Consider the following 14,441-nt stretch of genomic DNA (forward strand, 5'->3'; position numbering starts at 1 on the left):
GATGATTTTGGCTGCTCAGAAACAGAAATAGTTTGAGATTATTCCTGCTATTCCCTATTCCCTATTCCCTAAAATTAAGAATAAGGTTCTCCAAATATAACAACTGAACAAGTAATTTCTGACAAAACTTTAGTAGTAACATCACTAACAGATAATCCTGCCGCAGTACGTCGTCGCATAGAGCGTAATACTACTAATTGATATGATTTTGCTGCCTTACTAATTACAGGGGCAACATCATCATAACGAATAATTTTTATTCTTGATTTTACCTTGGTTTTTCCTTGAGAAATAAGCAGAGAAAGTTGGGAATGAAACTTAGTAATTTGTTCTTTAGAAGTCTGGCGATCGCATACATGAAGTAGAGTTACAGAAGCTTGATTAGTATCAGCAAAAAGTTGAGCAAAACGTACAGTTCTTAACGCCTGGGGAGTAATCTTTTTAACAGGTACTAAAATCCGATGAATATTAATCGGCTTTTCCAACAAACGTACCACAGCTACCGGGCAATGAGCAGACCAAAATATTCGGTCTATTATATTTCCAAATAAACGAGCTTTAATACCAGTATTTTTTTGCCAACCCATGACAATTAGACTAGAATTTTTTTCCCGTGCTGTGCGACTAACACCTTTAGCAAAATCATCATAAATTCGGATTTCTGGAGCAGCTTCAACTTCAAAACTTTGACTAATTTCCAAAGCAGAACTTAACCTTTTACTGCTCTGTTGTAAAGCCAAATTTAACTGAGGAGAATCCATATTGACGTAACCTTTAACTATGGATAAAGGAATCATTAAACCTCCCTCATGTTTTGCCAACATTACTGCCATTTCAATTAAATATTTTGTTTGTTCTGGAGAAAAATATACTGGCACTAATACAACAAACTTATGGTTAACAATTCCATCAACCCTCTCTGTAAAACTATCTGGAACTTGCTGATGAGTTTCCCACCAAATCAAAGAATTATCCGATGTAAAATCTACCTCTGGCAAAGAAATTTTACTCGCAAATTTAGCAGTAAGAATCGGACCAAAAATAGATGTTACCAACATCAAAAAAATTACACTATTAAATATCACCTCTGGCAATATTCCTACTTGCAAACCCACCAATGCAGCAGCTAAAGTAGCAGCAACTTGTGGCATTGATAGAGACCACATACTCATAGTTTCATACCAATTATATTTATAAATCTTTTTTGCTAAAAATGCAGCTAAAAATTTACTTCCAAGCAAACCCAAAATAATAGATAAAGTTAATTCAAAGCTAGTTAAAAAAGTATTGACAAAAGCCGACATATCCAGCAATAATCCCATATCAACAAAAAAACAAGGAATAAATAAAACACTCCCAACAAACTCTATTTTTTCCTTAACCGGACTTTTACCCACCACATCATTAATCGCTAAACCTGCCAAAAAAGCACCAACAATTTGATCGACATTAATCAATGTTGCACCCAAAGCAGCAATAAACACAACCAACAAAACAAATAAAAATTGATTACTTTCTTGATTAGTAGTTCGCCGGAAAAATTGTTTACCTACCCATTGAAAACCCCAGAGAATTACTCCCGCATAAATAGCCAAACTTCCCAATTGAATTGCCAAACTAATCACAGAGAAATTACCAGCATTAATCGACACACAAATTGCCAATACTAATAAAGCAGCAATATCAGTAAAAATAGTCGCCCCAATAGTAACAGTAATCGCTTGATTTCCCACTACACCCAACTGCTGTACAATGGGATAACCTAAGAGAGTATGAGAAGCAAGTAAAGAACCTGTTAAAATCGCACCATTCCAACCTAAACCAAATATTTTGGCAACAAATGTACCAGTAATAAGTGGGAATAAAAATGTGGCAATGCCAAAACCAAGAGAGCGGTCTTGATGTTTTTTAAACTCTATTAAATCAATTTCTAATCCCGCGACAAACATCAGATAAACCTTACCAATGTCTGATAATAATTTCATCGTTTCTGTTTCGGGGTCTAGTAATTTTAATCCATCTCCACCTAAAATAATTCCTGCTACTAATAAACCCACTAATCCAGGTAGTCTGAGACGTTCAAACAGAGGTGGAAGAGTTAAAATTACTAATAAAAGAATCGTAAATGTAACAATCGGATTTTGTGAAAGCAACTTTGTTATCCCCTAATAAAAAAATATCCTATTACCTCTACTTTATAGTAAGAAGTATGGCGCTACGCGCAAGTCAAAAGTTAGAAGTTAGAAGTCACAAGTTAGAAGTAATCCCTGACTTAGTTTGAGCATTTATAAATTTCCGCGCCCTATTTGCGTAGTGCTATAAAAATTGAAGAAGGAAGAAGAAAAAAGTGGATGAGTATAGTTTAAATCTTTTACTTTAGGGTATTTTTAGGGCAATCAGAAAATAACTTATACACAAGAAACAGGATTTTTAAAAGAAGCGATTTGGAAAAATTGTGAAACAAAGCTAGGCAGTGTACAAAGAAATTTGATAACTGATAACTGATAACTGAAAAAAGGGGGTTGACAAAAAAACTTGACATGATATTATAAATATAGTGGAGAAGGTGCGCTCATATATACTCAAATAAATGAGGCCAAAAAAACCATATTTCCCTAACTTAACAGCAAAATTACATTACACAGGTTGAAAAAAATTTTTTTTGAAACAAGGCTAGATAGTATACGAAGAAGTCTGAATATCTGAATAACTGAACTGATAAGTGAAAAAGTCATGCAGTCTGGAAAAATCCTGAGACAACGCTACAAAATTATTCAGTCCCTCGGACGTGGAGGATTCGGAGATACCTACCTAGCTCAAGATTTAGACTTACCAGGCAAACCTAAATGCGTAGTCAAACACCTCAAACCCAAAAGTTCAGACCCAGGAACATTAACCATTGCCCAAAGATTATTTGAAACAGAAGCAGAAACCTTATACAAACTAGGCAAAGACTCAGACCAAATACCAAAACTATTTGCCCATTTCCAAGAAGCAACAGAATTTTACCTAGTACAAGAATATATAGAAGGGCAAGATATAAGCAAAGAACTAACATCAGGGAAAAAATTAAGCGAGTCTTACACTATTGCCTTACTCAAAGGAATATTATCAGCATTAGAAATAGCTCATCAAAACAAAATAATTCACCGAGACATCAAACCACAAAACTTGATGCGTCGCAGGTCAGATAAAAAAATAGTATTGATAGACTTTGGAGCAGTCAAAGAAATAACTGTATTGACTACCAATAAACCAGGAACAACTATTTTAACTGTAGCAGTCGGAACACCTGGTTATATGCCAAGTGAACAAAGTAACGGCAGACCAAAACTGAGTAGCGATATATATGCAGTAGGAATGGTAGGAATAAAAGCACTCACAGGCAAAGACCCCCACAATTTACAAAAAGACCAAGATACAGGAAATATAATCTGGAGAAACCAAGCAAAAGTAAGTAACCATCTGGCAAACATATTAGATGGGATGGTGCACGAATATTTTCCACAACGTTATGAAAATGCTATGGAAGTATTAGAAGTATTGAGTGAACTTGTACTAGCAAAAACGACGGTAAAAGTAAACCCACCTACACCGACACAAACATCAACAGCAAAAGTAAACCTACTCACACCCACACTAGCACCAAAACAAGCAACAACAGTTCCATCCCCACCCCAAACCCAACCTAATAAAACCAGAAGAAAAATATTGATATTAGGAGGTTTAGCAGGAAGTGGGTTTGCAGCAGCAATGTTAAGTAAAGATTGGTGGAATCAACCATCTCCAGAAATTATTCCTACTCCTGAACCAAAACCAGCACCACAACCCAAAACTTCCATTCAGAAATTTACCACCGTTACAGTCAACAGCAGAGGAGAAATAATTAGTCGCCGTCAACATCAAGTAGAAGTAATCATAGAAAACCTCGGTAATGGAGTTACCCTAGAAATGGTAAAAATTCCTGCGGGTAGCTTTATTATGGGGTCTCCAGATAAGGAAGCAGGGAGATATGATAATGAAGGTCCGCAACATAATGTAGATGTGCCAGAATTTTTCATGGGAAAGTATCCAGTCACTCAAGTACAATGGCAAGCAGTTATGGGTAATAATTTTTCTAGGTTTAAAGGTGCAAACCGCCCTGTAGAAAGAGTAAATTGGTACAAAGCTACAGAGTTTTGTGAAATATTCTCACAAATAACAGGTAAAAACTATCGCTTACCCAGTGAGAGTCAGTGGGAATATGCTTGTCGAGCAGGAACAACAACACCATTTTATTTTGGAAAAACTATAACGACTGAGTTAGCTAACTATAATGCTAGGGAAACTTATGCTTCTGCACCCAAAGGAATATATCGCAACAAAACAACAAATGTAGGAATTTTTCCTCCCAATACTTTTGGTTTGTACGATATGCACGGGAATGTTTGGGAATGGTGCGCTGATGAATGGCACGATAATTATAGTGGTGCGCCTACTGATGGCAGTGCTTGGTTGGATGGAAATGAGAATCGTTCTCCACTGCGGGGAGGTTCGTGGAGCAACTATCCTTTTCTCTGCCGTTCAGCTATCCGTCTCTACTACAATAGGCGTGTGGACCATGGCTATGATTTTGGTTTTCGTATTGTGTGTGATGATGGGAGAACTCTTTAACCCTTTTCTCTTTTCACCTTTTGCCCTCTTTCCTACATCTATCCGTACATCCGTGCCATAATCCGTGTGAGCGCAGAAGTCAGGGCAAGACAAGAATTTTGCCACCGATGCACGGATGATTAATCTGAGTCTGCATTCTGTGAAGCACCAAAAAAATCGGCAGGATATTCCCCTTGCATCCCCAAAAAAATCATGGTAGTATGTAATTATTGGGGTTCGCTCGTACCTACGCATGACTTTTTATTCAACTCAAAAACAGCATTTTATAAACCAAGCATATATATAGAGGCTCAAAAGCGATCGCCAACAATAACATCAGAAGAGAAAAAAATCATTCTGTGAAGCACCAAAAGATTTCTCCCATAGAGACTTTTATAAATATATAAATAAACTCACAGGGCGATCGCTACCATAACAAACCAATAACTCATTCTGTGAAGCACCAAAAAAAATCGGTAGGATATTCCCCTTGCATCGGCAAAAAAAATCATGGTAGTATGTAATTATTGGGGTTCGCTCGTACCTACGCATGACTTTTTATTCAACTCAAAAACAGCATTTTATAAACTAAGCATATATATAGAGGCTCAAAAGCGATCGCCAACAATAACATCAGAAGACAAAAAATCATTGTGTGAAGCACCAAAAGATTTCTCCCATAGAGACTTTTATAAATATATAAATAAACTCACAGGGCGATCGCTACCATAATAAACCCATCACTCATTCTGTGAAGCACCAAAAAAAATGGCAGGATATTCCCCTTGCATCGGCAAAAAAATCATAGTAGTATGTAATTATTGGGGTTCGCTCGTACCTAAGCATGATTTTTTATTCAACGCTAAAAAAGCATTTTAGAAGCAAGCATATTATAAATAAACTCACAGCGCGATCGCTACCATAACAAACCCATCACTCATTCTATGAAGCACCAAAAAAACGGTAGGATATTTCCCCTTGCATCGGCAAAAAAATCATAGTAGTATGTAATTATTGGGGTTCGCTCGTACCTAAGCATGATTTTTTATTCAACAAAAGATATTGTAGATTGGGTTAAGCGACAGCGCAACCCAAAAAATCAGAAATAAAGAAGAATTGTTTTAACCTACAAAGTAACAATATTAGTAGTGTTGGGTTGATCTTTCAGATAAGCTCCGCTAACGTTGCCTCAACCCAACCTACAGAAAATTTTTTGATGATCAGCAAATTAAGGGATTAAACTTCCTCTGCCGCTTGCAGAATCAAACGACGAGCTACAGTTTGAGTACCAGTATGTTCAAAATAATTAGTAGTCAAATCGAGAAAAGCCGCCAAATAATCCAACTTATCATCAGCAATTTCAACAAAACTTTGTAAATGATCGATAATCATTTGAGGGTCTAATCCTCGCGACGACACTAAATTACTCATCCAACCCCTAACCGAATCAAAACTATTACCAATAAAATCAAGCTTACCCTGGGTACTATCACCAGGAATCAAATTATTTACCTTCTGAAACAAAGGATTTCGTTGCAGACCAGCAGAACTCATTCCTCCAATAATATCTCCCACGCGATCGACAAAATCAGGTCCTAAAGGAATCAACCCATCAAAACACACCAAAGCAACCATTCGCATCAAAGAAGGGCCACTATATTCTTCTACCAAAGCTGCGGAAAAATCTCCTAAACTTTCTCTAGTTGGCATTCCATTTAATTTGCAGAAAGCAACCAACTCAGCCACGACCTTAATTGCTAAATCAACTGCCTGAGTTTTATCTGCTGATGGGGTTAATTTATTCAGGAAACTGAGGAAAGAGATTTTTCCACCAATTTTGTTGGCCATTGCTGCCGCACCCATAGCAGCATCAGCTTTATCTAAAGTTTGGTAAACCCAGATAGCGTCTTGATATCCTTGAGATTTGTCATTATATATCCATAGAGCGCGTTCGCTAATTTTCTGAATTTTTTGAGGTTTATCTTTGCCAGTAACTTCCCGAACTGTATTTTTAAAACCTACTAAATTGTTCCATTCTCCAGGTACGATGAAATCTAGAGCGCGTAATGCTGAAACTGTAATTCCACCAGTGGGTAAGTCATCTACTAATGTGATAATTGAATTGTTCATAATTTATTTGTCTGTATTAATTTTTTCTCCATTACAATTTATCTTGGTTCCGGAGATGATATTCCTATCCTATTTGCATTGAGCAAATTTTCCGATAAGTCGTTCAAATACGATAACATCCTAACTTTTACTATCTCTACAAGAGTTTGAAAATCAAGGAAAATATCATTCTGTGAAGCACTCAAAAATATCGGCGGCGCAGGGAGATTTTCCCTTGCATCCTCAAAAAAATTGTGATACTGTGTATTTGGTGGGTGTTCCTCGTACCTACACATGACTTTTTATTCAACTAAAAAAATCTAATTTTTAGGAATTATGCAGAGACACTAAATCGAGTGAAGGCGTTAGGGGAGCTTGGCGCTAGCCAATGCCATTCGCCCCTACATATAGCGTTTTTAAGGTTAATTTGCGTAAGTCCTGATTTTATTTGACAAATACTCTCTAAAACCTACTGGACTGACACAACTAAATTGGTGTATTATGATGTACTTGGGGTGGGGGCGGGTTTATCTGAATAATTTGTAATACCATTAATTTAACGCTGAACCCGCCCCTACAGGCTTTTGACTTTTAGGCGTAGGAAGGGTTCAGAAATCACTTTTAACTTTTGACTTTTAACTTTTGACTTGTACTTGGTGGTAACTCCAAAGGTATTTGCCCTAATAAACCCTTACGAAAATCATCCAAAATTCGTCTAGCAGTACGCTCAACATCTCCTTGATAAAGTTGATTTGCCACCTCATGTAAATAACTTTCACCTGTATAATTACTTGCTTCTAACTCATAACGAGATTCTAAACAAGAAGCAGAAACAAAACCATTACTATCAACCTCCAGAGACATCAACAAATCAATCAAACTAGCAACAATTCGCTGATTATCATAAGCAGCATCGCCAATATCCTCACAAATAGCCAACTTAATCGCATCCTCTGGATTTTTAATCCTACTAGGAATTACCCCAGGAGCATCTAACAATTCAATCTCATCAGATATCCGTACCCATCTTAATTGCTTAGTCACACCAGCACGTCTAGCACTCTCAACAACCTTCCTCTTCAACAACCTATTAATCAAAGCAGACTTTCCCACATTAGGAAAACCAATAACCACAGCACGGACAGGTCGAGGTAACATCCCGCGACCGCGCCTTCTTTGATTAACAGCACGACCAGCTTCCCGCGCCGCCTTGGCCACACTCTTCACCCCATCACCCAACTTAGCATTAGTAAAATAAGGCACTTGTCCCTCAGCTTCAAACCATTCCTGCCAAATCTTCATCACATCCGAAGAAATCATATCCATGCGGTTCAAAACCAATACCCGCGCCTTATTCCCCACCCACTCAGACACCTGGGGATGATTAGTAGTTAGTGGAATACGAGCATCTCTAACTTCCAGAACAACATCAACCCGTTTCAGTTGTTCCTTAAGATTTCGTTCGGCCTTCGCAATATGGCCCGGATACCATTGTATAGTCATTGAATAAATTCAACCGCTTTGCGGAAGTCAAGCATTTGCGCAGCATTCCAATAGGAATGCTCCTCTTTTAGAGGCACTAAAAATAAAGCTGTTTTATGGTAAAGTATTCAGATGTAGCATCTTAATATTTTGACATCCTCTCCGGCCTAAAGGTGCGAAGATTCCTACTGAGCCGTAGCTCTTTGGTGGGTTGACGCTTTGCTTCGCATAGCTATCGCTAACACAGGGTGCTGCTTCCTTGGCGGTAGTCTGACGCTTCCCTCCACGTCCGTTTTTTGTCTCCGAATGTCCTCCGGCGACTAATATATTTATTGCTGCGTTTTCATCCCGGTCGTGCTTTGTACCACAGTTAAGGCACTCCCATTCTCGCACTTTCAGGTCTAATTTTCCCCCTCGAAAATGGCAACATGAACAGATTTGGGTCGTAGCTTCCCAACGACTAATTACTCTTAGCTCGCGACCGTACTTTTCTGCTTTTCCTTCTAATAATGTACGAAATTGTCTCCAGCCTAAATCACTAATGGCTCTGGACAATTTCCGGTTCTTAATCATACCTGAAACGTTTAAATCTTCCAGAATAATTGTTTGGTTTTCACGAATTATTTCGGTAGATAATTTATGTAGAAAATCGGTTCTAGTGTCTTTTAATCTGGCATGTTTGCGTAGCATTCCGTAGGAAAATTTAGCTATCCTAAGTCTGGCTTTTTCATATCGTTTAGAACCATTACTTTTTTTTGATAATGATTTACTTAATTTTCTATATTTTTTAATTCGTTTTTTTAATGGTTTTGGTGCTTCTACTTTTTGACCATTGCTGAATGTGGCAAAAGTAGAAATTCCTAAATCTATACCTACTGATTTGCTAGATTCTGGTAGTTTTTGTGCTTGAATTTCTACTACAAAACTCAAGAAGTATCTATTAGCTGAATCTTTGATTACTGTTACTGATGATGGTTCTCCTGGTAAAGGTCTTGACCATACTACTTTTAATAAGCCGATTTTTGCTAAATATACTTTGTCTTCATTTACTTGAAATCCTCTTAAGCTAAACCTAGCAGTTTGTCTTGACCTTCGCTTTTTGAACCTGGGAGGTTTAATTGCTTTACCTTTTCTCTTACTTTTAGTTGAATTAAAAAAGTTTTGGTAAGCCTGATTTAAATCATTTAATGATTGTTGCAATGGGACTACTGAAACTTCCGACAACCACTCCCTATTTTTAGTTTTTTTAGCTTGAGTAATAAAGAGTTTTTGTAATTCAGAGTTACTTGGTTTTTTCTGGCCTAAAGCATACTTTTCCTGACAACAAGCTAGACTATCGTTCCAGACTGTGCGGACACAACCAAATAGCTTTGCTAATTGGTATTTTTGTCCCGGTGTTGGATAAATTCGATATTTGTACCTAGCTTTCATAATTATCGTTTTTAACTCACAATACTATAGGATATTTGTGGGTATTAAATCAAATCAAAAGTCCCCCTTCTAGGGCTATGCTTTACCCATAAGTCTTAGAAGCATTGCAGGGTGGTCCGTGTGGTCCGTGTGGTCCGTGTGGGGAGATGGTTTAAGTAGCTAGTCAGAGTTGGCAAATGCCGAAATTGCCTTATTCACTTTTAGCCACCTATGTCCTAGATATGAGAAATGGCAGGAAAGTCTTCTCTTCCCCCTCTTCCCCCTCTCCCCTCTCTCCCCTATCCTGTAAGGAATTTAACAGATGTGGGTAAAGCATAGCTTCTAGGGGGAGGCTTCAAACCCAGTTTTTCGGTGATTCAGGGAAATCTTTCATGCAAATTACCAATACGATTCATTTCCGAAACCTAAAAGGAGATATTTTTGGCGGGTTAACTGCTGCAGTGGTGGCCTTACCAATGGCACTAGCTTTCGGAATTGCTTCTGGAGCAGGTGCTGCTGCAGGGTTGTGGGGAGCAATCTTAGTCGGATTTTTTGCCGCTTTATTTGGTGGCACCCCTAGTCTAATCTCTGAACCAACTGGACCGATGACGGTCATTGTCACCGCTGTTATCGCCGAATTAATGGCCGTAAATCCCGAAAGTGGTCTGGCAATGGCCTTTACCGTGGTGATGATGGCGGGTATCTTTCAAATCCTATTTGGAGTCCTGCGGTTGGGGAAATATATTACCATGCTTCCTTATAACGTCATTTCTGGCTTTATGACAGGAATTGGCGTGATTTTGATTTTTTTGCAAATTGCGCCGTTTATCGGTCAAAAAACCCCCTCTGGTGGAGTAATTGGCGTGATTAAGGCTTTCCCTAATTTGATTACCAATATTAATCCATGGGAAACGTTGTTAGGGTTAATTACTCTAGGAATTTTGTTCTTTTGTCCCGCCAAACTAAAAAAGTTAGTCCCTCCCCAACTGGTGGCTTTGGTAATTGGTACAGCGATTTCTCTGATTTTCTTTGGAGATATAGAAATTCGGACGATCGCTACAATTGGAGAAATTACCCCCGGTTTGCCACAACTGCAAATGCCTACATTTACCGCTGAAAATTTACGGTTAATGTTTGTGAATGCCATGGTTTTGGGTATGGTGGGTTCCATTGATTGCCTATTAACTTGTTTGGTGTCAGATAGTTTGACCAGAACTGAACATAAATCTAATAAAGAATTAATCAGTCAAGGGGTGGCTAATTTAATTACAGGTTTATGCGGTGGAATTGCTGGTTCTGGAGCAACAACGGCAACTGTAGTTAGTATCCAAGCGGGGGGACGCACCGCTTTAGCTGGCATTAGTCGTGCTTTAGCACTGTTGATTGTTGTGTTATGGGCGGCACCTTTAACTTCGGGAATTCCCCTAGCTGTATTAGCAGGAATTGTCTTAAAGGTGGGAATTGATATTATTGATTGGGGTTTCCTCAAACGGGTTCACAACATTTCTTGGAAAGCTGCCGGAATAGTTTATAGCGTGGTACTCCTCACGGTATTTGTGGATTTAATGGTAGCGGTTGCCGTGGGAGTTTTTATCGCGAATATTTTAACCATTGAACGTCTCGAAGAAATGCAATCTCAGTCTGTAAAAGCGATTACTGATGCGGACGATCAAATCGTGATGAATGACGAAGAAAAGCAAATTTTGGATTGGGCAAATGGCCGAGTTTTGTTGTTTCATTTGAGCGGGCCAATGATTTTTGGAGTAGCCAAAGCGATTTCCAGAGAACATAGTGCCATTGATAATTATGATGTGTTGATTGTCGATTTGAGTGAAGTACCAATTCTAGGGGTGACTTCTTCTTTAGCGATTGAAAATGCCATTCAAGAGGCGATTGACGCTGGACGAAAAATAATTATGGTTGGAGCAACTGGAAAGGTAAAACGTCGGTTAGAAAAGCTGGGAATTGCTGGCTTAATTCCAGAAAATTACTGGATGGGCGATCGCCTGACTGCACTTAAGGAAGGTTTACAAATAGTGAAGCAAAAACAAAGCTCTAGCTATGAAGATATCCCAAAATCTGCTTTTCCCAGTTCTTAATCCTATTTTTCTCACAGAAACCCGATTTTTCCCAACATAATCCGCATTTTTAGCCAAAGCAATTCTGCTGATTACGCTGAGTATTTGCCTAGAAGTTGAGATAGTTTTTTGTTTTTTTGGGGGGGGTGAGGGTGGCAAGAAGAAAGGCAAAGAATGGAACAGAGGAAAATAATTTGTCAAAATTTTAGCTATTAGCAGACCCGCTAGTTTTTGTTCACAAAACTGATACCAGGAAGCTAATCTCTAAAAAAATCCCAAATCATCACCTTTTCTATTTTGCCAAATCCCAAATTCCCCTAAACTCTAAAATCTAAAATCTAAGGCACTACCAAAATTGGACAAGGAGACAGATTAATAATCCGGTTACTAACACTATCAGTAGCTCCTTCCTCACTCAAACCAATACCTCGGCAGCCAATCACAATTAAGTCCGCATTAATCTCATCTGCCACATCACAGATAGTAAAAGCCGGATGGCCTTCCCTTTGGATCGTTTCAGCTTCAATACCCTGCCCGGCAAATAGAGCCTTAGCCTCCTCTAAAAGTTGGGTAACTGTTTGCTCAGAAGTCATTTCTGGGTGGAAAGCTTCCTGGCCTTCTGAAACTACTTCTCGCACTGAAATTACTACCAAGCGAGCTTGATATGTCTTGACAATGTTAATCACTTTATCCGCAGCTTCGCGAGCTTCTCGGCTACGGTCTACAGGAAATAGAACTGTTTTAAACATAGAAGTATATTTGGGGCACGGACTCCGATAAAATGTTTACCGTGAACGAATCGGTGTAACCTAATTTTATCCATTTATGGGCCATACAATCCCAATTAATGGACATTGATAAAACAAATACTTAGGAGATTAATCCTGTGACAAAAAAAACTGTAGCAAATTTATCGGCATCTGACTTATCTGGCAAAAAGGTACTCATGCGGGCAGACTTTAATGTGCCTGTTGATAATGGTAGTATTACAGATGATACTAGGATTCGGGCAGCTCTTCCCACAATTCAAGATTTAATTGGTAAAGGTGCAAAAGTTATCTTGACTAGCCATTTTGGACGTCCGAAGGGAAAAGTAAATGATGGTATGCGTCTTACTCTTGTGGGAGAAAGACTCTCTGAAGTATTGGGTAAGGAAGTTAAAAAGTGTGACGACTGCATTGGTGAGGATGTAACTTCTACTGTGGCAGCGATGCAAGATGGTGATGTAGTTTTGCTGGAGAATGTTCGCTTCTACCCTGGAGAGGAGAAAAATGACCCAGAGTTTGCCAAGCAACTTGCTTCTGTGGCGGATGTATATGTGAATGATGCTTTTGGAACTGCTCACCGTGCCCATGCTTCCACTGAGGGCGTGACTAAATATTTGAGTCCTTCTGTCGGTGGTTATTTAATTGAAAAGGAATTAAAATTCCTCCAAGGTGCAATTGACAGTCCTCAAAAACCTTTAGCTGCTATTATTGGTGGTTCTAAGGTTTCTAGTAAGATCGGTGTGATTGATGCTTTGTTGGATAAGTGCGATAAGCTGCTATTGGGTGGTGGCATGATTTTCACTTTCTACAAAGCTCGTGGTTTAAGTGTGGGTAAGTCTTTGGTTGAAGACGATAAGCTAGAGTTAGCTAAGTCTCTGGAAGCTAAGGCAAAAGAGAAAGGCGTGGAAATGTTATTACCTACTGATGTAGTTGTAGCTGACAAGTTTGACCCAGAAGCTAATACTCAAATCGTTAGTGTTGAAGCTATTCCTGATGGTTGGATGGGTTTGGATATCGGTCCTGACTCTGCAAAGGTTTTCCAAGATGCTTTGGCAGACTGCAAAACTGTAATTTGGAACGGTCCGATGGGTGTGTTTGAAATGGAGAAATTTGCTAAGGGTACTGAAGCGATCGCGCGCACTCTTGCAGATAAGCAGGATGCTATTACTATTATTGGTGGTGGAGACTCTGTTGCTGCTGTAGAGCAGTTGAATTTGGGAGAAAAAATGAGTCACATTTCTACTGGTGGTGGTGCTAGTTTGGAATTGTTGGAAGGTAAGGAATTACCAGGTATTGTTGCTTTAGACGAAGCATAAATTGCTTTAAGCGATCGGTAAGTGCTTCTCTGTTTTACACTATAAAATAGGGAAGCATTTTACATTAGCAAAAGTAATATTATGTCTGGCTGAACAGTTATAAATCAACGACGGAGGAGTCAGGTAGGGAAGCCGTCGGATGGGCGAGGTACAGGAGGAGTGAGTCACGGGGGAAGAAAGAGGAGGAGAAGCAGAAAGTTTTTTTATCACTAATTATCCGGACATGATATAACTCAAAGAAAAAGAAAAAGAAGAAGTTCTAAAAAAATCATCCTAGAACAACCTTTGATTAATCAAACAATAACTGCGGGTACTCAGGTAATTGAATTTACGGCGTTGGTAATTAATGGGATGATTTATATTTTGGGGTAGCGCTCTGTAACCTACCCCGGTTAATCATTGGGGGATTGCCCCTAGAAATTTCATCCTGTAATTTACCAACGCCAATTTACAATACCCATTGATATTTCCAAGAATGACACCCCTTCATTTGAGACAGATAGCAATTGAATTATTTGGGGGCGTTGCTGAAGCGCAGGTATGATTAGGAAAAAGAGCGATCGCTCTTTTGTGATATTGAGCAGAGATTTAAAATTATGCAGTGTCCCGAATGTAAGTCAACTCATATCAATAAAAATGGCCATAAA

The 14,441-nt window shown here is 38.8% G+C and carries 10 protein-coding genes; 5 read left to right on the forward strand and 5 right to left on the reverse strand.

The genetic code is table 11. The annotated features are described in order from the left end of the window. Positions 1-74: 74 nt before the first annotated feature. Positions 75-2,153 carry a cation:proton antiporter gene (locus F6K18_RS30395; protein ID WP_287526476.1) on the reverse strand — a complete coding sequence of 693 codons (2,079 nt, stop codon included), beginning with the start codon at positions 2,151-2,153 and terminating at the stop codon, positions 75-77. Between the two features lie 580 nt (positions 2,154-2,733). Here F6K18_RS30395 and F6K18_RS30400 point away from each other — a divergent pair. The 3 genes from F6K18_RS30400 to F6K18_RS30410 all read left to right on the forward strand — a co-directional run bounded on the left by F6K18_RS30400 (position 2,734) and on the right by F6K18_RS30410 (position 5,364). Further along, complete coding sequence (locus tag F6K18_RS30400) at positions 2,734-4,653, forward strand: bifunctional serine/threonine-protein kinase/formylglycine-generating enzyme family protein (protein ID WP_287526478.1); 1,920 nt, start codon at positions 2,734-2,736, stop codon at positions 4,651-4,653. A gap of 192 nt (positions 4,654-4,845) precedes the next feature. After that, a complete protein-coding gene (locus F6K18_RS30405; protein ID WP_287526479.1) occupies positions 4,846-4,995 on the forward strand; it encodes a hypothetical protein in 150 nt (49 codons plus the stop codon). Positions 4,996-5,142: 147 nt separating this feature from the next. Continuing rightward, positions 5,143-5,364, forward strand: coding sequence for a hypothetical protein (locus tag F6K18_RS30410; RefSeq protein WP_287526480.1), 222 nt, complete (start codon positions 5,143-5,145; stop codon positions 5,362-5,364). A gap of 504 nt (positions 5,365-5,868) precedes the next feature. On the opposite strand, the gene F6K18_RS30415 is transcribed toward F6K18_RS30410, so the two are convergent. The 3 genes from F6K18_RS30415 to F6K18_RS30425 all read right to left on the reverse strand — a co-directional run bounded on the left by F6K18_RS30415 (position 5,869) and on the right by F6K18_RS30425 (position 9,654). Next, entirely contained in the window at positions 5,869-6,762 is an 894-nt protein-coding gene (locus F6K18_RS30415; RefSeq protein WP_287526482.1) for a hypothetical protein, read from the reverse strand. 600 nt (positions 6,763-7,362) lie between these two features. Continuing rightward, on the reverse strand, positions 7,363-8,244 hold the full coding sequence (ylqF, locus tag F6K18_RS30420; RefSeq protein WP_287526484.1) for a ribosome biogenesis GTPase YlqF: 882 nt from the start codon (positions 8,242-8,244) through the stop codon (positions 7,363-7,365). Positions 8,245-8,337: 93 nt separating this feature from the next. After that, positions 8,338-9,654 carry an RNA-guided endonuclease TnpB family protein gene (locus F6K18_RS30425; RefSeq protein ID WP_287526486.1) on the reverse strand — a complete coding sequence of 439 codons (1,317 nt, stop codon included), beginning with the start codon at positions 9,652-9,654 and terminating at the stop codon, positions 8,338-8,340. A gap of 371 nt (positions 9,655-10,025) precedes the next feature. Here F6K18_RS30425 and F6K18_RS30430 point away from each other — a divergent pair, with 371 nt between their 5' ends. Then, positions 10,026-11,732, forward strand: coding sequence for a SulP family inorganic anion transporter (locus F6K18_RS30430; RefSeq protein WP_287526488.1), 1,707 nt, complete (start codon positions 10,026-10,028; stop codon positions 11,730-11,732). 317 nt (positions 11,733-12,049) lie between these two features. Here F6K18_RS30430 and F6K18_RS30435 read toward each other — a convergent pair whose 3' ends face one another. Beyond that, complete coding sequence (locus F6K18_RS30435; protein ID WP_287526490.1) at positions 12,050-12,460, reverse strand: universal stress protein; 411 nt, start codon at positions 12,458-12,460, stop codon at positions 12,050-12,052. Positions 12,461-12,597: 137 nt separating this feature from the next. Here F6K18_RS30435 and F6K18_RS30440 point away from each other — a divergent pair, with 137 nt between their 5' ends. Then, on the forward strand, positions 12,598-13,794 hold the full coding sequence (locus F6K18_RS30440) for a phosphoglycerate kinase (protein ID WP_287526492.1): 1,197 nt from the start codon (positions 12,598-12,600) through the stop codon (positions 13,792-13,794). Positions 13,795-14,441 lie beyond the last annotated feature (647 nt).

This window comes from Okeania sp. SIO2C2, from assembly GCF_010692625.1.
Taxonomy (GTDB): Bacteria; Cyanobacteriota; Cyanobacteriia; order Cyanobacteriales; family Microcoleaceae; genus Okeania; species Okeania hirsuta.

Coding starts and splice junctions, on each gene's coding strand:
- F6K18_RS30400 (WP_287526478.1), top strand. CDS start 2,734: ATGCAGTCTGGAAAAATCCTGAGACAACGCTACAAAATTATTCAGTCC.
- F6K18_RS30405 (WP_287526479.1), top strand. CDS start 4,846: ATGGTAGTATGTAATTATTGGGGTTCGCTCGTACCTACGCATGACTTT.
- F6K18_RS30410 (WP_287526480.1), top strand. CDS start 5,143: ATGGTAGTATGTAATTATTGGGGTTCGCTCGTACCTACGCATGACTTT.
- F6K18_RS30415 (WP_287526482.1), bottom strand. CDS start 6,762: ATGAACAATTCAATTATCACATTAGTAGATGACTTACCCACTGGTGGA.
- ylqF (WP_287526484.1), bottom strand. CDS start 8,244: ATGACTATACAATGGTATCCGGGCCATATTGCGAAGGCCGAACGAAAT.
- F6K18_RS30425 (WP_287526486.1), bottom strand. CDS start 9,654: ATGAAAGCTAGGTACAAATATCGAATTTATCCAACACCGGGACAAAAA.
- F6K18_RS30430 (WP_287526488.1), top strand. CDS start 10,026: ATGCAAATTACCAATACGATTCATTTCCGAAACCTAAAAGGAGATATT.
- F6K18_RS30435 (WP_287526490.1), bottom strand. CDS start 12,460: ATGTTTAAAACAGTTCTATTTCCTGTAGACCGTAGCCGAGAAGCTCGC.